Consider the following 23844-nt stretch of genomic DNA (forward strand, 5'->3'; position numbering starts at 1 on the left):
ATGGCCAAGCGCAAGACCCGTCCCTTTCTCGATGATCCGCTCTGGTACAAGGACGCGGTCATCTACCAGCTTCATGTGAAGTCCTTCTTCGACGCCAACAACGACGGTATCGGCGACTTCCGCGGGCTGATCGAGAAGCTCGACTACATCGCCGAGCTGGGGGTGAACACCCTCTGGCTGCTGCCGTTCTACCCCTCGCCACGGCGCGACGATGGCTATGACATTGCCATGTACAAGGGCGTGCACCCGGACTACGGCACCCTCGCCGACGCCCGCCGCTTCATCGATGCGGCGCATGAGCGCGGCCTGCGGGTGATAACCGAGCTGGTCATCAACCACACCTCCGACCAGCATCCTTGGTTCCAGCGCGCACGGCGGGCGAAGAAAGGTTCGCAGGCGCGCAACTGGTACGTGTGGTCCGACGACGACAGCAAGTACGACCAGACGCGGATCATCTTCATCGACTCCGAGCAGTCCAATTGGACGTGGGACCCGGTCGCCGGGCAGTACTTCTGGCACCGCTTCTATTCGCATCAGCCGGACCTGAACTTCGACAATCCGCAGGTGCTGCGCGCGGTGCTCGGGGTGATGCGCTACTGGCTGGACATGGGCGTCGACGGCCTGCGGCTGGACGCTATTCCCTACCTGATAGAGCGCGACGGGACCAACAACGAGAACCTCCCCGAGACCCACGTGGTGCTCAAGCGAATCCGCGCCGAGCTGGACGCCCATTACCCGGACCGCATGCTGCTGGCCGAAGCCAACCAGTGGCCGGAAGACACGCGTCCCTATTTTGGAGGGACGGACGCAGGCCCTGGCGACGAGTGCCATATGGCCTTCCATTTTCCGCTGATGCCGCGCATGTACATGGCCATCGCCCAGGAAGACCGCTTCCCGATCAGCGACATCCTGCGCCAGACCCCGGCCATCCCCGATAATTGCCAGTGGGCGATCTTCCTGCGCAACCACGATGAACTGACGCTGGAGATGGTCACCGACGACGAGCGCGACTACCTCTGGAACTATTACGCCGCAGACCGTCGCGCGCGCATCAACCTGGGCATTCGCCGGCGTCTTGCACCGTTGGTGGAGCGCGACCGCCGACGCATCGAACTGCTCAACAGTCTGCTGCTGTCCATGCCCGGCACGCCGACCCTGTACTACGGCGACGAGATCGGCATGGGCGACAACATCTACCTAGGCGACCGCGATGGCGTGCGCACGCCCATGCAATGGTCGGCAGACCGCAATGGCGGCTTCTCACGCGCGGACCCGGCCAGCCTGGTGCTGCCGCCGATCCTCGATTCGCTCTACGGCTACCAGAGCGTCAACGTCGAGGCCCAGGCGCGCGATGCGCATTCGCTGCTCAACTGGATGCGCCGCATGCTCGGCGTGCGCAAGCAGCAGAAAGCCTTCGGGCGCGGCAGCATCAGCATGCTGTCGCCGCCCAACCGGCGCATCCTCGCCTACCTTCGGCAGTACAGGACGGAGAACGGCGAGGGCGCGAGCGAAGACACCATCCTCTGCGTCGCCAACCTGTCCAACGCCGCCCAGGCAGTGGAGCTGGACCTGTCGGCCTTCGACGGTCGCGTGCCGGTGGAAATGCTGGGCGGCGCGTCCTTCCCACCCATTGGCCGGATGACCTATCTGCTGACCCTGCCGCCCTATGGCTTCTACTGGTTCTACCTGGCGGACAGCCAGCAGATGCCCGCGTGGCATGTGCAGCCGGTGGAGCGTATGCCCGAGCTGCCGACGCTGGTGCTCGCCCAGCGCCTGAGTGAAATCATGAACGGCGCACCGCGGGATCTTTTGGAGAGCGATTCGCTGCCGCGTTACCTGCCCAAGCGCCGCTGGTTCTCCCGGGGCCGCCTGGAGGCGGGCAGCGCGCGTCTTCTCTACTCCATGCCATTGGGTGACGCAGATGCTGCGCCGATGCTTGCGGAAGTGGAGGTCAACGGGGCGGAGGGAGCAGAGCATTACCAACTGCCCCTGGCCGCCGTGCCGGAGAAGGGCAGCGCGGGTAACGACCTGCCTCGGCAGTTGGCGCTGGCGCGGCTGCGCCGTGGGCGCAAGGTCGGCCTGCTCACCGACGCTTTCGCCTTGCCGGCGTTCAGCCGCCTCGTGCTGCGTCTGCTGCGCGAGACTGCGACCATGCAGGGCCCGGCCGGGGAGCTGCAGTTCCTTCCGCAGCCCGGCTTGCTGCAGTACAGCGAGATCGACGACGACGCGGAGATCCGTGTACTCAGCGTCGACCAGTCCAACAGCTCGGCGCTGATTGGCGGCAAATTGCTGCTCAAGCTGCTGCGCCGGGTCTTCCCTGGCGTGCATCCGGAATCAGAAATGGGCGGTTACCTGAGCCGTCGCGGCTTCGCCAACATCGCACCATTGCTGGGCGAGGTACGCCGCATCGACGCCCGCGGCGAGCCGCACACCCTGATGCTGCTGCAGGGCTACCTGAGCAACCAGGGCGATGCCTGGAGCTGGACACTGAACCAGCTGGAACGCGCCATGCGCGATGGCCTGTTGCCAGGAGCGGACGCCCCCGAGCCTGAATTCGGTGTAATGGAAGAGCTGCGCCTGTTCGCTGGCCGGCTCGGTCAGCGCTTGGGCGAGATGCACCAGTTGCTGGCCGAGGCCAGCGATGAGCCCGAATTCGGCCTGCATCGCAGCGCCGCCGCCGACAGCGCGGTGTGGACCAGCAGCATCAGCGCGCAGATCGAGCAGGCGTTGGATGCGCTGCAGGGAGCGCGAGCCCATCTGGATGAACGCGGCGGCGTGATGGTCGACTGGCTGCTTGAGAAACGCCGCGAACTGCTCCAGGCCGTGGGCAATCTCGCGCGGCTGGCGGAGGGCGGGGTGATGATCCGCGTTCACGGAGACTTGCACCTGGGGCAGGTGCTGGTGGTGCAGGGCGACGCCTTCCTCATCGATTTCGAAGGCGAGCCGAACCGTCCGCTGGCCGAGCGCCGCCGACGCCACAGTCCGCTCAAGGACGTGACTGGCGTCCTGCGTTCCTTCGACTACGCCGCCGTGATGGCCCTGCGCAGCGCCCAGGGCACCGAGGCGCCGGCCGAAGTCCAAGCGGCCCGCGCCGAGCTGGCACTGCGCTACCGACGCGAAGCTCGGGACGCTTTCCTCGAGGCCTACCGCGCGGCCGCAGTCGACCTGCCCCACGAATGGCACGGCCGCGAAGGTGAGGGAGCGGCGCTGGCCCTGTTCAGCCTGGAGAAGGCTGCCTACGAAGTGCTCTACGAAGCCGGTCACCGTCCCGACTGGCTGGAAGTACCGCTGCAGGGACTCTTTGAATTGGCGCGACACCTGATTGGAGGACGTACATGACCCCGCACCACGACCTGGACCATCTGCAGCGTGCAGACCACGCCGATCCCTTCGCCTTCCTCGGCCCGCACCAGGATGAAGACGGCGAGCTGGTGCGGGCGTGGCTGCCCGGCGCGCTGGCGGTGGAGCTGCTGTCGCCGCAGGACCAGTTTCTCGTCGCCATGGAAGCGCTGGATGCCAGCGGGCTGTTCGTCGCGCGTCTGCCGCAGAAGACACCTTACCGCCTGCGTATCCACTGGCCGGAGCATGAGCAGGTCACCGAAGACCCCTACGCCTTCGGCCCGTCCCTCAGCGAGCTGGACCTCTACCTGTTCGCCGAGGGCAATCATCGCCAGCTCGGCAAGTGCTTCGGCGCGCAGGTGATCGAGCACGAGGGCGTGCCGGGTGTGCGTTTCGCGGTGTGGGCGCCCAACGCTCGACGGGTGTCGGTGGTGGGCGACTTCAACGGTTGGGACGGCCGCCGGCACGTTATGCGCTTGCGCTACCCGGCCGGGGTCTGGGAGTTGTTCATCCCTCGCCTGCAGCCGGGCGAAGTCTACAAGTACGAACTGCTGGGTCAGGAAGGGCTGCTGCCGCTCAAGGCCGACCCCATGGCGCTGGCCACCGAGATGCCGCCGGCCACTGGCTCGCGGGTGCCGGATCCGACGCCTTTCGCCTGGCAGGACGATCAATGGATGCTGCAGCGTGGCGAGCACCAGGGATTCGACCGGGCGCTGTCGATCTACGAGCTGCACGCCGGCTCCTGGCAGTGGGTGGAAAACCGCGCGCCAAGCTGGGACGAACTGGCCGACCGGTTGATTCCCTATGTCAGCGACCTGGGCTTCACCCATATCGAGCTGATGCCGATCATGGAGCACCCCTTCGGTGGCTCCTGGGGCTACCAGCCGCTGTCGCTGTTCGCGCCTACCGCGCGCTACGGTAGCCCGGAGGATTTCGCCCGTTTCGTCGATCGCTGCCATCAGGCAGGGATCGGCGTGATCCTGGACTGGGTGCCGGCACATTTCCCCACCGATGCCCACGGCCTGGCGCACTTCGACGGCACCGCGCTTTACGAGTACGCGCATCCGTTCGAGGGCTTCCACCAGGACTGGGATACCTACATCTACAACCTCGGCCGCAATGAAGTGCATGGCTTTATGCTGGCCTCCGCGCTGCACTGGCTGCGCGAATACCACATCGACGGGCTACGGGTGGATGCGGTGGCCTCGATGCTTTACCGCGATTATTCGCGCAAGGACGGCGAGTGGATACCCAACCGCCACGGCGGGCGGGAAAACCTCGAAGCCATCGAATTCCTCACCCACCTCAACGCCGTGGTGCACGCCGAGGCGCCGGGCGCGCTGGTGATCGCCGAGGAATCCACCGCCTGGCCAGGCGTCAGCCGGCCCACGGAGGAGGGCGGGCTGGGCTTCGCCTACAAATGGAACATGGGCTGGATGCACGACAGCCTTTCGTACATTCGCGAGGACCCGGTCAACCGCCGTTATCACCACAGCAAACTGACCTTCGGGCTGCTCTACGCCTTTTCCGAGCACTTCATCCTGCCCATTTCCCACGACGAGGTAGTGCACGGCAAGGGCTCGCTGCTGGGCAAGATGCCGGGGGACCGCTGGCAGCAGTTCGCCAACCTGCGGCTGTTCCTCTCGATGATGTGGACCCATCCGGGCAAGAAACTGCTGTTCATGGGCTGCGAGTTCGGCCAGTGGCGCGAGTGGGACCACGACGGCCAGCTGGACTGGTACCTGCTGCGCTACGCCGAGCACTTCGGCGCCCAGGCGCTGGTACGCGAGCTGAACCGGCTATTGCGCGAGGAACCCGCGCTACACGCCTTCGACGATCGCGCCGAGGGCTTCCACTGGCTGATCGGTGACGACACGCGCAACAGCGTCTACGCCTGGCTGCGGCTAGCCGGCGACGGCGCTCCGCTGCTGGTGGCACACAACTTCACCCCGTTGCCGCGCCCGCACTACCGCATTGGCGTGCCGCTGGCGGGGCAGTGGCAGGTGCTGCTCAACAGCGATGCCGACAACTTCGGTGGCTCCGGCGCCGGCAGTCGCGGGGTGCTGGAGAGCGACCCGCATGAGTCTCATGGGCAGGCGCAGTCCCTGGCGCTGGACCTGCCGCCGCTGGGCTGCCTGATCCTGCGCCCGGCGGGAGACGCCATCGACCTGTAGGAGGGGCCGCGCCCGCGATCACCGACGCGGCCCATTCGAGGAGTCACGCCACGGCTGCTGATTCGGCTTCGGTTCGAAGTGCTGCGATGACTGCTGGGCGTGCTCCGGTTGCATCGCGGAAGCGGCGGATGGCAGGAAAGGGCGAGAGGTCTACCTTCAGGTGCTCCGCCCAGCCCAGCACGGTGAACAGGTAGGCATCAGCGATGCTGAAACCTTCGCCGAAGCAATGGCCGTTCTCGCCCAGTACCCGCTCTATGTAGGCCAGCCGCTTCGCCAGCTTGCTACGCAGCAAAGCCTTCACCTCTTCCGGAATCTCGCTGCTGAACAGCGGGCTCATCCCCGCATGCAACTCACTGCCGATGAAATTCAGCTGGGCTTGCAGCTGCGTGCGCGCCAGGCTGCCGTTGAGGGGCGCGAGGCCTGCCTCGGGCTGCAGGTCGGCGAGGTATTGTAGAATCGCCGCGCCTTCGGTCAGCACCGTGCCGTCTTCCAGCTCCAGTGCTGCGACATAGCCTTTCGGGTTGATCCGGTAGAAGTCGCCGCCATCGGCAGTGCGCTTGGTCAGGTTGTTCACTCGCACCAGCGAGAATGGCAGGCCAAGCTCGCGCAGGACGATGTGCGGAGCGAGGGAGCAAGCGTTGGGAGCGAAGTAGAGCTTCATCGGGTGGGCCTGGTCGGAAATGGGCGGCCAGTATTCCCGACTCCGATGCGGCGCGTAAGAACGCACTTTTTGGTGCGCTGGGCACAAAAAGGTTACCGGAAAGCAAAGATGAAGAAGAACGTTTCGGGTTGCTCGGTCGAGGAAGCCATGCGGGTGATCGGCGGGCGCTGGCGGCTGTTGTTGGTGTCATACCTGCTCGAAGGCAGCAAGCGCTTCAACGAGTTGCGCCGCGATATGCCGGAGATTTCCCAGCGGGTGCTGACCGCCGAACTGCGAGCGCTGGAGGACGCGGGGCTGGTAATTCGCACCGTGTACCCCGAGGTTCCGCCGCGCGTGGAGTACTGCCTGAGCGCTGACGGTGACCGTTTGCGGCCAGTGGTGGACGTGGTGAAGACCTTCGGCCTCTGGCTCAAGGCCCGCCCTGAAGCCTAGAGCCGTACCAGATCCGTCGGCATCATTGCTGTCACGAAACCCGCGCCGCTTCCCGCCGCTGCGCGCGGCGCTTGAGCTTCTTCGCGTGCCGCTCCAGCCACAGGTAGACCAGGCAGGCGAGCAGCAGCGGGATCAGGAAGTACAGCACCCGGTAGCCTATCAGCGCGGCCACCAGTTCACCGCGGGAAAAATGGTCCCGCAGTACCGTGATGAATACCGTCTCGATCACCCCCAGCCCCGCCGGAACGTGCAGCACGACGCCGGCGATGCTGCTGATCATCAGGGTCGCCAGCACTTCCGGGTAGCTGGCCGAGGCGGGCAACAGGCTGTAGATCAGCAAGGCCATCATCGACCAGTTGCTCGCCCCGGCAAGACCTTGCAGCGCCGCCAGGCGCCACGTCGGAAGGTTCAGCCGGTAGCGTTTCCAGCCCCATGCGCGGCGGCGGGCGAAGCGGCAGGCCAGCAGGTAGGCGGCGCCGAGCACCAGCAGCAATACGCCGATGGCGCGCAGGCCGTTCTGCCCCAGCGACCAGTTGTCCGGCAGGTTGGGAAAACCGGAGACGAATAGCGCTCCGGCCAGCAGCAGGTAGCCGTACCAGTTGGTGATCAGGCTGAAGGTAAGGATGCGCGTGATGTCTCCCGTACTCATCCCCAGTCGTCCATAGAGGCGGTAGCGCAGGGCGATGGCACCCACCCAGGAGCTGAGGTTGAGGTTGAAGGCATTGCACACGAAAGCCACGGTCAATACGCGCCGCACCGGCAACGGGTGGCCGATGTAGAAGCGGCTGAGCACATCGAAGCTGCTGAAGATGCCGTAGCTGCAAACGGCGATCAGCATGCCCAGCGCCAGGGTGCTGAGCCTGTACTCACGCAACAGCCGGAACACCTCGTCCCAGTCAGTTGCGCGCAGCAGCAGGAACAACAGCACCGGCAAAGCGATCAGCAGCAAGATGTTGAAGGCACGATTGGCCGCCTTCCAGAAACGCTTGCGGTTCATGGCTGCACCTGCGAATGGCCTGTCTCATCGTCGATGCTGGCGGGATGGAGAGTCTGCCGATGGGCCGGAAGTTGCCCGGCGATGGCCGGGAAGTGACGCAGGAAGTGGAAGCTGAGGAATATCAGCGGTGCTCGCCACCAGTAGCCGCGGCGCGCGTACTGGCGGGTGACGCGGCGGCAGCTGTCGCCGGCGAGGCGCTGCAGATGCGCGTCCAGGCCGCTGGCAAAGGCCTGATCCTCGATCATCAGGTTGCCTTCCAGGTTCAGCGACAAGCTCAGTGGATCGAGGTTGCTCGAACCCACCGTAGCCCAGCGCCGGTCGGCCACCGCGACCTTGCCGTGCAGCGGGCGCTCGCAGTACTCGTAGATTTCCACGCCGTCGCGCAGCAGAGTGTCGTAGAGCAGCTTGCTGCATAACCGAACCAGCGGCATGTCCGGCAGGCCCTGGAGGATCAGTTGCACCTTTACCCCGCGCCCGGCCGCATCGCGCAGGGCACGCAGCAGGCGATAGCCGGGAAAGAAGTAAGCATTGGCGATCAGCAGTCGTTCCCTCGCCTGGCCGATGGCGCGCAGGTAGTGCTGTTCGATCTCGGTGCGGCGGTAGAGGTTGTCGCGGATTGCCAGGCAGGTCCGACAAGGGCCTGCCGGCCTGCCGGGGTGCACGGCGTCAGCGGCCGGCATGTCGCCGTACTGGCTGAGCAGTTCCAGGCAGGCGTGGCGTATGTCTTCCACGCTGGGGCCTTCGATCCTCACCGCATAATCCTGCTTGGCCATGGTGCCGAAGTCGGCCAGATGGTCAGCGCAGTAGTTGATGCCGCCGACGAAGGCGACCGCGCCGTCTACCACCACATGCTTGCGATGCAGCCGGCGGAACAGGTTGGTGCGCATGCCCAGAAGCCGTGGCTGCGGGTCGAACAGATGCAGGCGCACGCCGGCATCCAGCAGGCCACCAATAAAGCTCGCACCCAGGTCCGGCGTGCCGTAACCGTCGGCGATTACCTCCACGCGGACGCCGCGATTGGCGGCGTCGATCAGCACCTGGCGCAGCCCGCGCCCCACCTTGTCGTCGCGCAGGATGAAGGTCTCCAGCAGAACCTCGCGCTGCGCGCCCTCGATAGCGCGGAACACGCTGGGAAAGAAGTCTTCGCCGTTGATCAGCAGCTCCACGCAATTGCCGTCGCGCCATACCTCGTTCATAGCGATACCTCGGCGAGCAATGGAAGGTGATCGGAAAGGTGTGGCCAGGGCTTGCGATTGAGCACTTCGCTCAGGGTCACCTTGAGGTGGCGCACGTAGATGCGGTCAAGCCGCAGCAGCGGCCAGCGCGCGGGGAAGCTGCGCGGTTCGCCGCCGCTTTCGGCGAACGCTGGGCGCAACCCGCAGCCGGACAGGAGGCCGGTGGCTTTGCAACGCCAGTCGTTGAAGTCCCCGGCGACCACTACCGGGTCGCTGGCCGGCAGTTCGCCAACCAGGGCGCACAGCAGTTGGATCTGCTGCTGCCGCTGCGATTCGTGCAGGCCCAGATGCACGCAGACCGCGTGCAGCACGCGCTCGCCTGGCAGGTCGATCTGCGCGTGGAGCAGGCCGCGTTCTTCGGTGCCGGCCACTGAAACGTCGCGATTGTCCCAACGACGAATGGGCAGGCGCGAAAGCAGGGCGTTGCCGTGATGGCCTTCGGGGTAGACGGCGTTGCGTCCGTAGGCGAAGGCCGGCCACATGCTGTCGGCGAGGAATTCGTACTGCGGTGATTGCGGCCAGTTGGCATTGCGCTGGGCATGCAGCTGGTGTTCGCCATGGACTTCCTGGAGGAACACCAGGTCCGCCGAGGTAGCGCGCACCGCATCGCGTAACTCGTGAAGGATGAAGCGCCGATTGAAGGCATTGAAGCCCTTGTGGGTGTTCACTGTCAGTACCCGCAGAAGGGTCTCTGCCTGCGCCTGGGCGAGGCCTCGTGGGCCGGGCTCGGCCAGGCTCATGTCCAGTCCCCTGCGGGTTTGCCCGGTTCCTGGCGATCCGTCAGCGTCAGGTCTAGCAGTGCCATGAGCTTGCTGGCGTCGTAGGGCGCGCGGACCTTCACGTCGTTGTCGAAGTAACAGAAGACCTCGCGGGTGCGGCGGTCGCCCCGGGTCGATTTGTCGAACAGCTTCGCGTCGGCGGGTTGCAGTCCGAGCCGCCAGCGGCTTACGCGCTCTTTCCAGCGTTTGAGCGCGGGATCGCCATAGCCGCTGGCGTAGAGTTCCTTGTCACCGTGCAGGCGCAGGTAGACGAAGTCCCTGGCGGTGAGGTCTTCGCCGTAGGGCCACTTGCGGGGCGCGTCGGCGAAGACCAGCGCAACGCCGTGGCGGCGTAGTTGCTGGGCGAATTGCGCGCAGGCGAAGCTTTCGTGGCGAACCTCCATGGCGTGGCGCAGGGGGCGCCTGGCCAGCGACCCGGGCCAGTGTTCCGGCCGTCGTGTCGCCGAGTTCTTTGCCAGTTTCAGCGCCGCTTCAGAGGTCCGGGGTAGAAGAGCGAGAAAGTTTTCCACGACTTCTTCGTCATACTTCAGGCTCGGCGGCAGTTGCCAGAGAAAGACGCCCAGCTTGTCACCCAGCTCCAACGGGCCGGAGGCGAAGAAATTGGCCAGGCCTTCTTCTGCGTCGCGCAGGCGCTTGATATGGGTGATGTAGCGCGGACCCTTGACGCTGAAGACGAAACCGTCCGGGGTGTCCTGGGCCCACTGACGATAGCGTTCGGGCTTTTGCAGCGAATAGAACGAACCATTGAGCTCGATACTGTTGAACGCGCGGGAGGCATAGCGAAGTTCATCCTTCTGGCGGAGTCCTTCGGGGTAGAAGTCGCCGCGCCAGGGAACATAGCGCCAGCCGGAGATGCCGATGTGCAAAGCCTTCATGATCAGTTGGCCGATTGTGGGAGGCTGGGGCGGGTATCGGCAGGGCTCATTGGATTCTCCTTGGTCAGTGGCTGTTTTCCGGGCGCCTGGAGGTTCCGACCCAACCGGGCCCGGTAGCGTTCAGAGGGATTGCCCTGCGGTCAGTCCTCGCTACGGCGCAGGGTGAACAGCGCCAGCGAGCGTGCCCCGAGCGGGTAGGCGGCGCCGAATTCCCAGCTGTGCTCATGATCCGCCGGCTCGGCGCTGTCGAGCAGGTACTGCCAGTCGCGGCCCTGTGCGGTTTCCGGAAGGATGAAGTCGAGCCCCTCGTGCCCGGCATTCACCAGCACGAGCAACGTCGCATCGCCACCGCTGCGGCGAATGCCGGTGGGTTGCGCGCGACCGTCCATGAGCATGCCCAGGCTGCGCCGTTGTGGATCGTGCCAGCGGTCCTCGGTCATTTCCTCGCCCTCGGGGGCGAGCCAGGTGACGTCGCGCACGCCCAGCTCCTCGTTGTACTCGCCCACCAGGAAGCGCCCGCGGCGCAGGATCGGGTAAGCCTGGCGCAGGCGGATCAGCCGGCGGGTAAAGGCCAGCAGTTCGCGGCCTTCGTCGTCGAGGTTCCAGTCCACCCAGCCCAGCTCGTTGTCCTGGCAGTAGACATTGTTGTTGCCTTGCTGGGTGCGGCTGAACTCATCGCCGGCCAGCAGCATCGGCGTGCCCTGGGATAGCAGCAGTGTCGCCATGAGGTTGCGCATCTGCTGCAGACGCAGCCGGCGGATGTCTTCATCGTCGGTCGGGCCTTCGACGCCGTGGTTCCAGGAGCGGTTGTCGTCGCTGCCGTCGCGATTGTCTTCACCATTGGCCTGGTTGTGCTTGTCGTTGTAGGTGACCACGTCGCGCAGGGTGAAGCCGTCATGGGCGGTGATGAAGTTCACCGAGGCGTAGGGCCGCCGGCCGCGCTGGTCGTAGAGGTCGCCCGAGGCAGTGAGGCGCCGTGCGAGGTCCGGCAACTGGCCTTCGTCGCCGCGCCAGAAGCTGCGCACGGTGTCGCGGAAGCGGTCATTCCACTCGACCCAGCCAGGCGGGAAGCCGCCCACCTGGTAGCCGCCCGGGCCACAGTCCCAGGGCTCGGCGATCAGCTTGCGGTGGCTGAGCACCGGGTCCTGGCGGCAGGCGACGAGGAAGCTGTGGCGCTCGTCGAAGCCGTCGGCGTAGCGGCCTAGGATGGAGGCCAGGTCGAAGCGGAAGCCGTCCACGCGCATCTCCGTCGCCCAGTAGCGCAGCGAGTCGGTCACCATCTGCAGCACGCACGGGTGGCTCAGGTCGAGGGTGTTGCCGGTACCCGAATCGTTGACGTAGTAGCGGCGGTTGTCGGCCTGCAGGCGGTAGTAGGAGACATTGTCGATGCCGCGCATGCACAGCGTCGGGCCCAGCTCGTTGCCTTCAGCGGTGTGGTTGTAGACCACGTCGAGGATCAGCTCGATGCCGGCGGCGTGCAGGTGCGCGACCATTTCCTTGAACTCGTTGATATGGCCGCTGGCGAGATAACGGGCCTGGGGCGCGAAGAAGGCGATGCTGTTGTAGCCCCAGTAGTTGCTCATGCCCTTTTCCAGCAGGTGCTTGTCGTCGAGGAAACCGTGCACCGGCAGCAGTTCCAGGCTGGTGATGCCCAGCTGTCGCAGGTGCTGCAGCAGCTCGCTGTTCATCAGCCCGGCACAGGTGCCGCGCAGGCGCTCGGGCACGGCCGGGTGGCGCATGCTCAGACCGCGCAGGTGCGCCTCGTAAATGACGGTCTCGTCCCAGGGCACTCGCACCGGCTGCTGCTCGCCCCAGGTAAACGCGGGGTCTATGACCTTGCACTTGGGCACGAAGGCCGCGCTGTCACGCTCGTCGAAGCTGAGATCAGCATCCGCCGAGCCGATGGTGTAGCCGAACAGCGCTTCCGACCACGTCAACTCACCCACCAGCTGCCGCGCATAGGGGTCGATCAGCAGCTTGTTGGGGTTGAAGCGATGCCCGGCGTCGGGCTCGTAGGGGCCGTACACTCGGTAGCCGTAGATCTGCCCCGGATGGGCGTCGGGCAGGTAGCCGTGCCAGATTTCGTCGCTGTACTCGGGCAGCTCGATGCGCTCGACCTCGCGCTTGCCCTGGGCGTCGAACAGGCACAGTTCGACGCGGGTGGCGTGGGCGGAAAACAGCGCGAAATTGACGCCCAGGCCGTCCCAGGTGGCGCCCAGGGGAAAGGGTCGACCTTCGGTAACGCGGGACTGTGGTCGTCGGTTCATGGCGGGCTCCTGGGGTCAGATGTTTTTTTGCTTCGTGCGTGTCCTGGGTGGCGCGGGCTCACTGGGAACCGCTGCCTCGGCCGGGCTGGACTTTGGTTTGCGTTTCGCCGTGGGCGTCACGGTCGGCGCGCTCTTGGTGGGCCTGGTCTTGGCCGGCGACTTGCGTTCGGCGGGGCTGGGCGTGGGCGCGACGGTTTCGCCTGTGTCCTGATTCGGCACTTCCGGATTCGCCTTGGGCAGGCGCCCCTTGCGCCGCGGCGGCTCTTGCAGCAGGGCGGGCTTTTCCGGCTCCTCGTCACCTTCGAAGCGCTGCTTCAGTGACTCGTCCGGCTCGCCATGGTTGACCGATTCGGCTTCGGCCAGGCTACGGGCCATGCGCCAGTGGCGGTCCTGCTGGCCGTCCGGGCGCCCCTCGGACTCCCAGATCTGGTAGGCCAGTTCGCGGACTCTTGCCTCGTTGACCTTCATAGTTCACCTCCGGATATGAGCAGGTTGACCGGGACCGCACCGAGCAGCTCGGTCAGGCGCGGTTCCCCGTTGTGCGGTTCGACCGGGCCGGCCAGTCCGTTCCAGCGGATGGCGGCCAGGGACGAGGGCAGGTGCAGGCGCGTGTCCGCCCAGTGTCCGGGCGGGACCTGCGGCAGTGGCGAATCGCCGAGAAGGGCGGCGGCGCAGCGTGGCACCACCACCAGCAGATGCTGACCAGAATGGCTGCGGACGAAAGCGACGACCTGCGCCGCGTGCTTGCCGCGTACTTCCAGCGGCAGGTAGTCACCGGCTGAGAACAGCGCCGGCCAGCGCTTGCGCAGCCCGAGGGCGTGGGCGAGCAGCGCTTGCTTGATCTCTCCACTGCGCCAGTCACGCAGCAGCGCCGGCCAGTCTGGCGGGGCGTCCAGCGCGGCTTCGCGGGCGGCGAAGTCAGGGGGGCGCCGGTTGTCCGGGTCCACCAGGCTGAAGTCCCAGAATTCGCAGCCCTGGTAGAGGTCGGGCACGCCAGGCGTAGTGTTGCGCAGCACGCTCTGCGCCAGGCCGTTGAGTGCGCCTGCAGGCATCAGACTGCGCGCCGCTTCGGCGATGGACTGGCGCAGCACTGCACCGGCGTCCTCCAGCAGGATACCGCCGAGGAACCGCGCGCAAGCGCTCTCGTAGGCTTCATTGGGCGCGCTCCAGTCGCTGTCCAGCTTGGCCTCGCGGATCGCCTTGCGCTGCCACTGCTCGATGCGCTCGCAGTACGCGCGCAGGCCATCGCCGTCATCGGCGGCCAGCTCCAGCGGCCAACTGCCCAGCAGCGTCTGGTAGAGCATCAACTCGTCGCTGCCGCTGGGCGCCGGGCCACGGGCGATGTGCTGGCGCAGCGGCGCGGCGAGCTTCCACCAGCTCCAGGCACGCTCGGCGAACCACTCGGCGCGCTCGCTGAGCACCGCCAGGCGCGCCCGGCAGTCCTCGCCGCGCTTGTGGTCGTGGGTCGCGGTGGCGAGCATCGCGTGGGGGAATTCGCGAAGGCGTTGCAGGCAGGCGAGGTGGAAGGCGTCCACGTCGCCGCCCAGGGTCTGCGGATCGAAACCGACATCGTTGCGCCCCAGAGCCGCTGCCGAGCGATAGCAGGCCGTGTCCTCCAGGGACTTAGCGGCAATCGGCGGGGTGAGCTGTTGGAAGCGGTCCAGCGCCAGCTTGCGCAGCTGGCGCATCGGCCCCGGCGGCTGGGTGCGCAGCGCTTCGCCGCCGAGCATGCGATCAAGCCAGCCGAGTGTGCGCTGGTCGCTGGGCTCCAGGTGCTGCTGGGCCTGCTCCAGGGCCTGGCTGAAGAAATGTTCGTCCTGCTCGGAGCGGCCGAGCGCGCCGGCGTAGGTGCGATAGACGGGGAAGGCGGCAAGCAACTGGAACAGCGCGCGGCGGATGGAGCCCAGCGGGATGTCGCGGCTGGCCAGGGCGAAGCGGGCGATTTGCCAGAGCTGTTGCGCCAGCCCCTCGACGTCGCCTGCGAACAGCGAGCCCAGCACGTGCTTGCGCGCCTGGCGGACTTCCTCGGCGAAGCCGTCCTGGCGGCCGCTGACTTCCAGCCACAGATGGCGCAGTTGCGGCTCGCCACTGGCGTCGTGCAACAGCTGCGAGACCTGGTTCATGAAGTCGTAGCCGGTGGTGCCTTGCACCTTCCAGTCCGCCGGCAATGATTCGCCGGGGCCGAGAATCTTTTCCACATAGACCGGTGCACCATCGGTGGCGCGCCACAGTCGCCGGCAGTAGCCGCGCGGGTCAGCGAGGCCGTCCACATGATCGATGCGCAGGCCGTCGATCAACCCTTCGTGCATCAGCTGCAGCAGGTAGGCGTGGCTGGCCTGGAAGACGTCCGGGTGCTCCGCGCGCAGGCCCACCAGTTCGTTGATGTCGAAGAAGCGCCGCCAGTTGATGTCGTCCGCAGCCACCCGCCAGTTGGCCAGGCGGTAGTGCTGCTGCTCGATCAACCGGTGCAGGCTGTGCCAGTCATCGCGGTAGGAGGTCAGCAGGGATTCCAGGAGGCCCGCATCGCTCAGTGGCACCGCGGCCTCCCGGCAAAGCGCCTGTGCCAGATGACGACCCAGCGGGTGGTGGTGCAGCTCGACGAAACGCGGCGCGAGAGCCAGCAGCTCGGGGCACTCGGTGTGACAGAGGATCATCCCGTAGCTGGATGGGCAGACCGGGAAGTGCTGGTCGCCGTAGCGCAGCAGGAAGCGGGCGCTGGCGAGGTCGTAGTCCAGCCGGATGCGCCCTGAGCTCACCTCGTCGATGTAATCCTCGCCCAGGCAGGGCAAGAGGACCTGCTGGTCCAGCAATGGATCGTCGCTGTGCCAGCGGATATCGAAGAAGTGCGCGTAGGGGCTGTCCAGGCCCCATTCAAGAACGTCCTGCCACCAGGGATTGGCGTCGCCGATGCGCATGTGGTTAGCCACGGTATCGACAATCAGGCCCATGTCATTGCGCCGCAGACCGGCCACCAGGCGACGCAGCGCGGGCTCCCCGCCCAACTCGTCGCTGATGCGGGTCGGGTCTACCGAGTCGTAGCCGTGGGTAGAGCCCGGCTGTGCGGCCAGCAGGGGCGAAGCATATAGGTGGCTGATGCCGAGTCGGGCGAAGTAGTCCAGCCAGGGCAGGGCGTCATCCAGGGTGAAATCGCGGTTGAACTGCAGGCGCAGGGTGGCGCGGATTTCAGTCATGCTCGCGCCCTCCGTCGCCGGTAGTGCCACGGGCGCGCTTCAGGCGCTCCAGGCGTGCGCGCACCTGAGGGTCGTCGAGCATCTGGCCAGCATTGCGCGCGAAACGCCGCCGCCAGTTCGGGTGGCTGTCTCCAGGCCCCGGCAGGTTTGGCTGCTCGATGCAGGCCAGGGCGTCTTCCAGCGGCAGCAGGACCAGCGGTGCAGGCGTTACGCCGAGGAATTCGATGGCGCCATCCAACACCGGGTCGGGGGTAATGCCGTTTTCGCACAGCGCCCGGCGCAGCGCAAAACTCTCATGCTGGCGGGTGTTGCGCTCTTCGGCAGCGGTCTCGCGGGTGCGCTGGCCGAGCTGTTCGCGCCAGTCGATATCGCGGCCCTTCTGCCAGCCTTCCAGCGTTGGCAAGTCATGGGTAGTGCTGGTGGCGAGGGCATTGTCCGGCCACTGTGCAGGCGGGATGAAATGGTCGAACTGTTGCTCGAACAGCAGTACGCGCATGCCGAGAATGCCGCGCTCGGCCAGCGTCTCGCGCAGCCCCGGCGGCACGGTGCCGAGGTCTTCGCCGATGATCACAGCGCGTGCGCGCTCGGCTTCCAGGCAGATCAGCCGCAGCAGGTCCTGGATGGGGTAATCGAGATACGCACCGTCCTGCGCCTCTGCGCCAGCAGGGATCACCCAGAGCCGGCGCAGGCCGAGGATGTGGTCGATGCGCAGGCCGCCGACGTAGCGCAGGTTGGCCCGCAGCATCTCGATGAAGGCGCGGAAGCCCTGACGGCGCAGGCCGTCGGGGGAGAAGGCGCAGATTCCCCAGTTCTGGCCGGCGCGGTTAAGGATGTCCGGCGGACAGCCGACGCTGACGCCGGTGAGTAGTTCGTCCTGGCGCATCCAGGCCTGGCTGCCGGAAGGCTCGGCGCCGACGGCGAGGTCGGCGATCAGCCCGATGCCCATGCCGGCGGCCTTTGCGTCGCGCTGTACCTGCTGCAGGCCACGGGCGATCAGCCACTGGCCGAAGGCCTGCTGACTGATCGCCAGCTCCTCGTCGACCATGAAATGGCCCAGCTCGACGCTGCGGGCGTTACGGTATGGCTCGGGCCAGGAGCGCCAGTCGAGCCCTTCGCCGGCTTCTGCGCGGCGCAGTTGCAGGACCTGGAAGCAACAGTGCTGCAGCAACTCGGCGCCGCCGAGGTTGCGGAAGGCGAGGAAGTCTTCGTGCAGTTCGCCGGGTTCGTGCCGGAACTGTTCGTAAAGCTGCGCCAGGAGGCGATCACGCAGGTGGGCGACGCCCAGCCAGTCGACCAGCGCCAGGGCTTGCAGGCGCGCCAGTTCGGCCTCCAGCCCGGCGGCGGCCACCGCCTGGCGTACCGGTTCGTCGCCCAGTACCAGGCCCGGCGCGGCATAGAGTTCGTTGAACAACAGGCGACTGGACGGTGAGTAGGGGCTGTAGATGTCCCGAGACGCGAGGCACATGGCGTGCAGCGGGCTGATGGCAATGGCGTCGGCGCCTTGCGCGGCAGCCGCACTCACCAGTTGGGCCAGGGCGGCGATGTCGCCGGCGCCGCCGTCCTGCTCGCGGCGCAGCGAGTAGAGTTGGGCCGACAAGCCCCAGACATGCTGGCGGCCGCCGCAATACTGCGCCACCGAGGGGCAGCGCGGCGGTGCGACAGCCAGGATCAGCTCGTGGGGGCCCAGATGTAGCGGGTAGTAGCCGCTGGCTTCGAGTGCCGGAATCTGCCCGTTCTCATCGACATGCCCGTCGCTGTGGTCACTGTCATCCTCGTTGAACAGCTTGTAGCGGGTGCCTGGCGTGACCGGCACGCTGACCGCCTGGCCGAGGTCGGCGGTGATCAGCGGTGGTACCTCGGTACGCCGGCGTTCCAGCTCCTCCAGACTCTGGCGAATCTGCTCCGGGCTCTGCGCCGGGAAGCCCAGCGCTTCCAGCACAGAGCGCTGCACCTCGGCGGTCAGCCGTTGTGGGCGGTTGTCAGCATCCATCCAGTCGATGGCCAGGCCCGCTTCGCTGGCCAGGCGCTCAAGTTGCGCGTCGCTCATCAGGGCATCTCCATGCTGGCGACCAGCGCTGCTGCGCCCAGCCAGCCGTGGCGGTAGTGCGCCGCGCTCTGGCCAAAGCAGTACAGCACCTGGGCGGCTTCCGCCGGCGGCTCGACCGCAATGTCATCCGCGCCAAGGTTGAGGTCTATGCGCCACAGGCTGCCGTCGCCCAGCCGCCACTTCGCGCTCAGCGCGCGCTCGCCCAGCGGTTGCGCGTCCAGCGCGCGGCTGCCGGGCAGTTGGGGTATCAGCCAGCGCCGGCGCAGCTGCAGCAGCTCGCTGCAGTGCGCGCGCCAGGCGTCGTCACCCTGCTCGGGGCGAGGGCGGGAGGCCACGAAAGTCTGGTAGTCGTTGGGATCGGGAATCCAGGCGGCAGCGCCTGGCGAGGAGAATTTGCTGAAGCGTCGGAACTCTTCGCGTCGGCCTTCGGTAACGGCCCGCGCCAATTCGCCCTGATAATCGGTGAAGAACAGGAAGGGTTGCCGCTCGCCCCATTCCTCGCCCATGAACAGCATCGGCACCATGGGGCTGAGCAACACCAGTGCGCTGGCCGCGCGCAGGCGGCCGCTGTGGGCGAGGGTGGTCAGGCGCTCGCCCATGGCGCGGTTGCCGACCTGATCGTGGTTCTGCAGGAAGGCCACGAATGCCTGCGGAGCCAGCTGTCCGCTGGGTTCACCGCGGGCGATACCGCGATAATCGGTCTCGCCCTGGAAGGCGAAGCCCTCGCGCAGGCAGCGGCACAACTGCTCGATTGGCCGATGCGAGTAGTCGACGTAGTACGCCTCGCTCTCCCCGGTGAGCAGTACATGCAGGCAGTGGTGCAGGTCGTCATTCCACTGGGCGTCGAAACCGGCACCGTCGCCAGGAACGTCGGCCTGCAGCAGGCTCGCCTCGTTGTTCTCGTTTTCCAGGATCAGGTGCAGTTCGCGGCCATCGGCCGCCTGTCGGGCGCGGCCGGCCAGTTGGTGGAGGAAGTCCCTGTCGGAGATGGCGTGTACGGCGTCGATGCGCAAACCGTCCACCCGGTACTCGCGCACCCACATCTCGGCGTTGCCGATGAAGAACTCGCGCACCGCCGGGTGGCGGAAGTCGATCGCCGGGCCCCAGGGTGTCTGCTGGTCGGCGCGAAAGAAGGCGCTGGCGTACTGGCCGAGGTAATTGCCCTGCGGGCCGAAGTGGTTATAGACCACGTCGATGAACACCATCAGGCCCAGGCCGTGGGCGCTGTCGATGAGCCGGCGCAGGGTGTCAGGGTCGCCATAGGCACAGGACGGCGCATAGGGCAGTACGCCGTCATAGCCCCAGTTGCGCCGGCCAGGGAAGGCGTTGAGCGGCATCAGTTCGATGGCGGTGATACCCAGCGCGGCCAGTTCTTCCAGCCGGCCCTGGAGGGCGGAGAAGCCGTCGAACAACCCGACATGGACTTCGTAGATCACCGCTTCATGCCAGGGCCGCCCGCGCCAGTTCGGGTAGAGCCAGCGATAGGCGTCGGGATCGACCACTCGGCTTTCGCCTTCGACGCCCCCGGCCTGGTCCCGCGAGGCCGGGTCGGCCACGAGCAGCTCATGGTCGATGCGGTAGCGGTAGGTTTGCCCGACGATGGCTGGGACTTCGGCGCTGAACCAGCCGTCGGCGAGCTCTTCCAGGCCGTGGCGTTTGCCGCCGCCCAGCTCCACTTCCACCCGCTGCGCATCGGGCGCCCACAGCGAGAAGCGCACCCTGCCGTCGGGCATGACCTGCGCGCCATGTCGCCGATCTAGCTGCAACGTCATCGTACGGCCTGCGCTGGCACCCGCTGCAACAGGCGCTGATAGAGAGCGGTGTAGGGGCGAACGGCTTCGTCCCAGGTCAGTGGCGACTCCATCGCCTTGCAGCGCATGGCATGCAGCAGTTCCGGATAGCGGTAGATGTTCAGCGCGCGGCGCACGGCGTCGAAGTAGCTGGCCGGCGTCTCGTCGCGGAACAGCAGGCCGGTCACGCCGTCGACGATGGTGTCGGCCAGCCCGCCGGTGTGCCGGGCGATGGGCAGCGATCCGAAGCGCTGGGCGTACATCTGGCTGAGGCCGCAAGGCTCGTAGCGTGAGGGCATGAGCAGGAAGTCGCTGGCGGCGTAGATGCGCCGTGCTGTGGTCTCGTCGAAGCCGACCTGCACGCCGACCCTGCCGGGATAGCGTTCGGCCAGCTCGCGCATGGCCAGTTCCAGCTCGGGCTCGCCGCAACCGATGGAGACCAGCCGGCCGCCGGCGGCAACCATCTCGTCGGCGATGGCCAGGGTCAGGTCGATGCCTTTCTGGTGCACCAGCCGCGAGACCACGGCGAACAGCGGACCACGCCCGGGCAGGAGGCCGAACTGCTTCTCCACGTACTCGGCGTTGCGGCGCTTGCCGGCCAGACGCGACGAATCGAAACCTTCGACCAGATGCGGGTCGGTCAGCGGGTCCCAGCCGGCGTCGATGCCGTGGGTGATGCCGCTGAGCTGGCCGCGGTCACGGCGCTGGGCGAGTACGCCGTGCATGCCGCAGCCGAGCTTCTCACTGGTGATCTCGCGGGCGTAGGTTTCGCTCACCGTGGTGATGTGACTGGCATGGCTGATGCCGGCCTTGAGGAATGACAGCTTGCCGTAGAACTCCATGCTGCCTGGCGAACCGGCGGAGTCCGGCAAGCCCAGCTCGGCGCAGCAACCAAGCGGGCAGGAACCCTGGTAGCCAAGATTGTGAATGGTCAGCACGCTGGGTGTGGCCTGACCGCGCCAGGCCATGTAGGCAGGGGCCAGCGCGGTGGGCCAGTCGTTCACATGAAGCAGGTCTGGGTACCAGGCCAGCTCGCTCATGCCGGCTGCAATGTCGGCGGCGGCCAGGCTCAGGCGGGCGAAGCGAATGTGGTTGTCAGCCCATTCGTGGCCGTTCTGGTCGACATAGGGCGTGCCAGGGCGGTCGTAGAGTTCGGGGCAGATCACCGCGTAGACCACCAGCCCATCGGCCAGCTTCAGCTCACCGATGTCACAGGCCGGCAGTGCAGCGAGGCCCGGCAGGCGTCCGACAATCTTGCAGGCGATCGCTCCCTTGAGTACCTGCGGATAGCCGGGGATCAGCACACGGATATCGTGGTCGGCGAGCAGTGCGCGGGGCAGTGCTGCAGAGACGTCGCCCAGTCCGCCGGCCTTGACGAAGTCGCTGAATTCGGAGGTGGCGAAGAGTATCCGTTTGCGCTGTTGCGGCGGCGTACCATCGGCCGAAGGGATAGGGGAGAGATTGACTGTGGCTTCTTCCAGGCGCACATCGGCCAGCTGGTTGCGCATCGTTGACTCCTCTTGTTCGTCAAGGGGGCTGGCGTTTCCTGTCAGCCCCGTGTTTCTCCGTGGCGTTTGCCCTGTCCTGCGGGGGACCGCCCCCCGACGGACGAAGTTTCGAATTTCCGCCGACGCGCGCTACCGACGTGGCGGCATCCCGGTTAGCGCGGGAGCCGCTCGGTTCGAGGGGCATCTGGCAGGGGCAAAAGATGCGGCCAGAAAACTCTCGGGCCGACACGCATTGCTGCAAGCAGGGTCCGTACCAGCCTTTGAGCTGGTTGTAACTTATTGAACGGAAAGGTAATGCAGAGGCAGGCATGGCGTTGTGCGACCAGCAGAATGCACGATGGGCCTCTGCGTCGGTTGCAATACGCCTTGCCGTTACGCTTCGCGGCGAGGGGTGTGCTTGCCCTGGTAATCGAGCTCTTGCGCGCGTTCGACTGGCAACGTGTGGCCCAGATGCTCCTCGGCCATCTGCCAGTGACGGGCGGCCTGGCCTGTGGGTTTGCCTTCGGCAATCCACAGGTCGTAGGCCTTCTGGCGGATCTGTGCTTCGCGGTCCTGGTCACTGCGGTTCTGATTCATGCCCGGCTCCGGCAGTTCGTCATCTATGTAGAACCGATGACTGCCGCATCAGTCAGCTTGTTCATACAGCCTGACCGAGGGACGTTTCATGAACGATGCCGATCGCCCACGCCTTGTCGTGGCCTGCTCGCTCGACCCGGATGCGCAGCCAGCCGACCGCCTGACCCACGAGGCCCTGGGTGCCTGGCTGGCGGAAATCCAGGGCCTGGATTTTCGCTCCGAACCGCCCTCGCACCGGCAGGCCGGCCAGCAGTTCTACTGGGTGCCGGACGCCACGGTTGTAGGACGCGATCAGGCAGGGGAATTTGGTATCCACGGCCCGCTGGACCTGTTCGGTGGCTATGTGCAATACGGGTTCCAGGGCGGCAAGGCCATCGTCCACCCGCTGATCGACCGACCGACCATGACCCCGCGAGGCTGGAGCGACGCATTCGCTGCACGGGTCAAGCCGCTGGTGCTCGATGGCCACAGCGTGTTCTGCCACAACGACGCCGTGCGCTGCGCCAGCGCTCGTCTGCAACAAAGCCCGCAGCGGCTGAAGCCGGCAGCCAGCCGGGGCGGGCAGGGGCAGCAGGTCGTGGCGGATACGGATCAATTGGCCGAGGCCCTGGCCCGCTACGAGGACGGTGATTACCACCAGGGCCTGGTGATCGAAGACGACCTCGACGAGCCGCAGACCCACAGCGTCGGCCAGGTGATGATCAACGGTGTTCTGCTCAGCTATCACGGCGTCCAGCAGCGCAATCGCAACCCGCGCGGTGAGCTCGTCTATGGTGGGAGTGACCTGCTGGTGGTGCGCGGCGACTTCGATTGCCTGCTTGCACTGGACCTGGTGGAGTCGGTGAAACTCGCGATCCACCAGGCGGTGCAGTTCGACCGCGCCGCGCATCAGCTGTTGGCGGCCTTTTTCGCCTCGCGACGTAACTATGACGTCGCCCAGGGCCTGGACGTCCGCGGCCAGCGTTGCTCCGGCGTGCTGGAGCAGTCCTGGCGCTTCGGCGGTGCCAGCGGTGCCGAACTGGCGGCGCTGGAAGCCTTCGTCGCCGATCCGACGCTGTGCGTGGTACGTGCTTCGACGTTTGAAATCTTCGAGGACAAACCCCTGCCGGACAACGCTCGCGTGCTCTATCGCGGGCCGGACGAGCACGGTGATTTCCTCATGAAGTACGCAATGGTGGCGCCTTATGTCTTCCCGTGACGACCTGCTTCCCCGAGAGTTTTCCAGCGACGAACGCATCGATATCGATGTCGGCAGCCTGCGCCTGCAGGGTAATTTCCTCAGCCCTCGCACCCATGTGCCCGGCGTACTCTTCGTGCACGGTTGGGGCGGCAGCCAGGAGCGCGATCTCAATCGGGCCCGTGGTATCGCGGGGCTTGGCTGTGTCTGCCTGACCTTCGATCTCGCCGGTCACGGCGCCGGCGAAGCGTTGCAGGCTTCCATCACCCGTGAGGACAATCTGCGCGACTTGCTGGCCGCCTACGATCGGCTGGCGGCACATCCGCGTATCGACTCCAGCGCCATCGCGGTAGTCGGTACCAGCTATGGCGGATACCTGGCCGCGATCCTCACCGAGCTGCGTGCCGTGCGTTGGTTGGCACTGCGCGTGCCGGCGATCTATCGCGACGAGGACTGGGACGTGCCCAAGGGCGAACTGCCCAGGGATGACCTGATGGCCTACCGCTCCAGCCTGATCCCGGCGGCCAGCAACCGTGCGCTGAAGGCCTGTTCGAAGTTTCACGGAGACGTGCTGCTGGTGGAGTCGGAGCACGACAGCTATATCCCGCACCCGACCATCATGAGTTACCGCGCTGCCTTCCAGCACACGCACTCGCTTACCCACCGGATCATCGACCAGGCCGACCATGCGCTGAGCAGCGAGACATCGCAGGCGGCCTACACCGACATCCTGGTGCGCTGGATCACCGAGATGGTGGTCGGCGAACGCACCAATCGTCTGATCGTGGGCTGAACG

General features: G+C 66.3%; 17 protein-coding genes. 5 read left to right on the forward strand and 12 right to left on the reverse strand.

Annotation, left to right across the window (positions count from 1 at the left end):
• Both treS and glgB read left to right on the forward strand, forming a co-directional pair.
• Complete coding sequence (treS, locus tag ACIPK7_RS16470) at nucleotides 1-3339, forward strand: maltose alpha-D-glucosyltransferase (RefSeq protein ID WP_401088942.1); 3339 nt, start codon at nucleotides 1-3, stop codon at nucleotides 3337-3339.
• Nucleotides 3336-5513 carry a 1,4-alpha-glucan branching protein GlgB gene (glgB, locus tag ACIPK7_RS16475; RefSeq protein ID WP_401088944.1) on the forward strand — a complete coding sequence of 726 codons (2178 nt, stop codon included), beginning with the start codon at nucleotides 3336-3338 and terminating at the stop codon, nucleotides 5511-5513. Before treS ends, glgB begins: the two co-directional genes overlap by 4 nt.
• A gap of 43 nt (nucleotides 5514-5556) precedes the next feature.
• Here the strand turns inward: glgB and gstA are convergent, their stop codons facing one another.
• Nucleotides 5557-6174 carry a glutathione transferase GstA gene (gene gstA / locus ACIPK7_RS16480; protein ID WP_401088945.1) on the reverse strand — a complete coding sequence of 206 codons (618 nt, stop codon included), beginning with the start codon at nucleotides 6172-6174 and terminating at the stop codon, nucleotides 5557-5559.
• Between the two features lie 108 nt (nucleotides 6175-6282).
• Between gstA and ACIPK7_RS16485 the strand changes: the two genes are divergently transcribed.
• Nucleotides 6283-6606 carry a winged helix-turn-helix transcriptional regulator gene (locus ACIPK7_RS16485; protein WP_401088947.1) on the forward strand — a complete coding sequence of 108 codons (324 nt, stop codon included), beginning with the start codon at nucleotides 6283-6285 and terminating at the stop codon, nucleotides 6604-6606.
• 31 nt (nucleotides 6607-6637) lie between these two features.
• Here ACIPK7_RS16485 and ACIPK7_RS16490 read toward each other — a convergent pair whose 3' ends face one another.
• The 11 genes from ACIPK7_RS16490 to ACIPK7_RS16540 form a co-directional block, all read right to left on the reverse strand.
• A complete protein-coding gene (locus ACIPK7_RS16490) occupies nucleotides 6638-7603 on the reverse strand; it encodes a lysylphosphatidylglycerol synthase domain-containing protein (protein WP_401088949.1) in 966 nt (321 codons plus the stop codon).
• Nucleotides 7600-8799 carry a cardiolipin synthase ClsB gene (gene clsB, locus ACIPK7_RS16495; RefSeq protein WP_401088950.1) on the reverse strand — a complete coding sequence of 400 codons (1200 nt, stop codon included), beginning with the start codon at nucleotides 8797-8799 and terminating at the stop codon, nucleotides 7600-7602. The genes ACIPK7_RS16490 and clsB overlap by 4 nt, the downstream gene beginning before the upstream one ends.
• Nucleotides 8796-9578, reverse strand: a complete 783-nt coding sequence (locus ACIPK7_RS16500) for an endonuclease/exonuclease/phosphatase family protein (protein WP_401088952.1) — start codon at nucleotides 9576-9578, stop codon at nucleotides 8796-8798. The genes clsB and ACIPK7_RS16500 overlap by 4 nt, the downstream gene beginning before the upstream one ends.
• A complete protein-coding gene (locus ACIPK7_RS16505; RefSeq protein ID WP_401088954.1) occupies nucleotides 9575-10492 on the reverse strand; it encodes a DUF72 domain-containing protein in 918 nt (305 codons plus the stop codon). The genes ACIPK7_RS16500 and ACIPK7_RS16505 overlap by 4 nt, the downstream gene beginning before the upstream one ends.
• Nucleotides 10493-10632: 140 nt before the next feature.
• Nucleotides 10633-12759, reverse strand: coding sequence for a glycogen debranching protein GlgX (gene glgX / locus ACIPK7_RS16510; protein ID WP_401088956.1), 2127 nt, complete (start codon nucleotides 12757-12759; stop codon nucleotides 10633-10635).
• A 15-nt stretch (nucleotides 12760-12774) separates the two neighbouring features.
• Nucleotides 12775-13227, reverse strand: a complete 453-nt coding sequence (locus ACIPK7_RS16515) for a DUF2934 domain-containing protein (protein ID WP_401088958.1) — start codon at nucleotides 13225-13227, stop codon at nucleotides 12775-12777.
• On the reverse strand, nucleotides 13224-15950 hold the full coding sequence (treY, locus tag ACIPK7_RS16520; protein WP_401088960.1) for a malto-oligosyltrehalose synthase: 2727 nt from the start codon (nucleotides 15948-15950) through the stop codon (nucleotides 13224-13226). Before treY ends, ACIPK7_RS16515 begins: the two co-directional genes overlap by 4 nt.
• Nucleotides 15943-17997 (reverse strand): 4-alpha-glucanotransferase, encoded by a 2055-nt coding sequence (malQ, locus tag ACIPK7_RS16525; protein WP_401088962.1) that lies wholly within the window; start codon nucleotides 17995-17997, stop codon nucleotides 15943-15945. The genes treY and malQ overlap by 8 nt, the downstream gene beginning before the upstream one ends.
• Entirely contained in the window at nucleotides 17997-19769 is a 1773-nt protein-coding gene (gene treZ, locus ACIPK7_RS16530; protein WP_401088964.1) for a malto-oligosyltrehalose trehalohydrolase, read from the reverse strand. The genes malQ and treZ overlap by 1 nt, the downstream gene beginning before the upstream one ends.
• Nucleotides 19766-21295: a glycogen synthase GlgA gene (gene glgA, locus ACIPK7_RS16535; RefSeq protein WP_401088966.1), complete on the reverse strand. Its 1530-nt coding sequence runs from the start codon at nucleotides 21293-21295 to the stop codon at nucleotides 19766-19768. The genes treZ and glgA overlap by 4 nt, the downstream gene beginning before the upstream one ends.
• 372 nt (nucleotides 21296-21667) lie before the next feature.
• The gene (locus tag ACIPK7_RS16540; RefSeq protein WP_401088967.1) at nucleotides 21668-21871 is read right to left on the reverse strand and encodes a DUF2934 domain-containing protein; all 204 of its coding nucleotides are present in this window, start codon (nucleotides 21869-21871) and stop codon (nucleotides 21668-21670) included.
• Nucleotides 21872-21959: 88 nt separating this feature from the next.
• Between ACIPK7_RS16540 and ACIPK7_RS16545 the strand changes: the two genes are divergently transcribed.
• Both ACIPK7_RS16545 and ACIPK7_RS16550 read left to right on the forward strand, forming a co-directional pair.
• Nucleotides 21960-23069 (forward strand): DUF3182 family protein, encoded by a 1110-nt coding sequence (locus ACIPK7_RS16545; RefSeq protein ID WP_401088969.1) that lies wholly within the window; start codon nucleotides 21960-21962, stop codon nucleotides 23067-23069.
• The gene (locus tag ACIPK7_RS16550) at nucleotides 23056-23841 is read left to right on the forward strand and encodes a S9 family peptidase (RefSeq protein WP_192432521.1); all 786 of its coding nucleotides are present in this window, start codon (nucleotides 23056-23058) and stop codon (nucleotides 23839-23841) included. Before ACIPK7_RS16545 ends, ACIPK7_RS16550 begins: the two co-directional genes overlap by 14 nt.
• Nucleotides 23842-23844 lie beyond the last annotated feature (3 nt).

Origin of the sequence: Pseudomonas sp. NPDC086581, from assembly GCF_044746165.1 — a bacterium.
Lineage (GTDB): Bacteria > Pseudomonadota > Gammaproteobacteria > Pseudomonadales > Pseudomonadaceae > Pseudomonas.

Excerpts from the sequence above, each read along its gene's own strand:
- ACIPK7_RS16515 (WP_401088958.1), bottom strand. The coding sequence starts at position 13,227 with ATGAAGGTCAACGAGGCAAGAGTCCGCGAACTGGCCTACCAGATCTGG.
- treY (WP_401088960.1), bottom strand. The coding sequence starts at position 15,950 with ATGACTGAAATCCGCGCCACCCTGCGCCTGCAGTTCAACCGCGATTTC.
- gstA (WP_401088945.1), bottom strand. The coding sequence starts at position 6,174 with ATGAAGCTCTACTTCGCTCCCAACGCTTGCTCCCTCGCTCCGCACATC.
- treS (WP_401088942.1), top strand. The coding sequence starts at position 1 with ATGGCCAAGCGCAAGACCCGTCCCTTTCTCGATGATCCGCTCTGGTAC.
- ACIPK7_RS16540 (WP_401088967.1), bottom strand. The coding sequence starts at position 21,871 with ATGAATCAGAACCGCAGTGACCAGGACCGCGAAGCACAGATCCGCCAG.
- treZ (WP_401088964.1), bottom strand. The coding sequence starts at position 19,769 with ATGACGTTGCAGCTAGATCGGCGACATGGCGCGCAGGTCATGCCCGAC.
- ACIPK7_RS16500 (WP_401088952.1), bottom strand. The coding sequence starts at position 9,578 with ATGAGCCTGGCCGAGCCCGGCCCACGAGGCCTCGCCCAGGCGCAGGCA.
- ACIPK7_RS16550 (WP_192432521.1), top strand. The coding sequence starts at position 23,056 with ATGTCTTCCCGTGACGACCTGCTTCCCCGAGAGTTTTCCAGCGACGAA.
- clsB (WP_401088950.1), bottom strand. The coding sequence starts at position 8,799 with ATGAACGAGGTATGGCGCGACGGCAATTGCGTGGAGCTGCTGATCAAC.
- ACIPK7_RS16505 (WP_401088954.1), bottom strand. The coding sequence starts at position 10,492 with ATGAAGGCTTTGCACATCGGCATCTCCGGCTGGCGCTATGTTCCCTGG.
- malQ (WP_401088962.1), bottom strand. The coding sequence starts at position 17,997 with ATGAGCGACGCGCAACTTGAGCGCCTGGCCAGCGAAGCGGGCCTGGCC.
- ACIPK7_RS16490 (WP_401088949.1), bottom strand. The coding sequence starts at position 7,603 with ATGAACCGCAAGCGTTTCTGGAAGGCGGCCAATCGTGCCTTCAACATC.
- ACIPK7_RS16545 (WP_401088969.1), top strand. The coding sequence starts at position 21,960 with ATGAACGATGCCGATCGCCCACGCCTTGTCGTGGCCTGCTCGCTCGAC.
- glgX (WP_401088956.1), bottom strand. The coding sequence starts at position 12,759 with ATGAACCGACGACCACAGTCCCGCGTTACCGAAGGTCGACCCTTTCCC.
- ACIPK7_RS16485 (WP_401088947.1), top strand. The coding sequence starts at position 6,283 with ATGAAGAAGAACGTTTCGGGTTGCTCGGTCGAGGAAGCCATGCGGGTG.
- glgA (WP_401088966.1), bottom strand. The coding sequence starts at position 21,295 with ATGCGCAACCAGCTGGCCGATGTGCGCCTGGAAGAAGCCACAGTCAAT.
- glgB (WP_401088944.1), top strand. The coding sequence starts at position 3,336 with ATGACCCCGCACCACGACCTGGACCATCTGCAGCGTGCAGACCACGCC.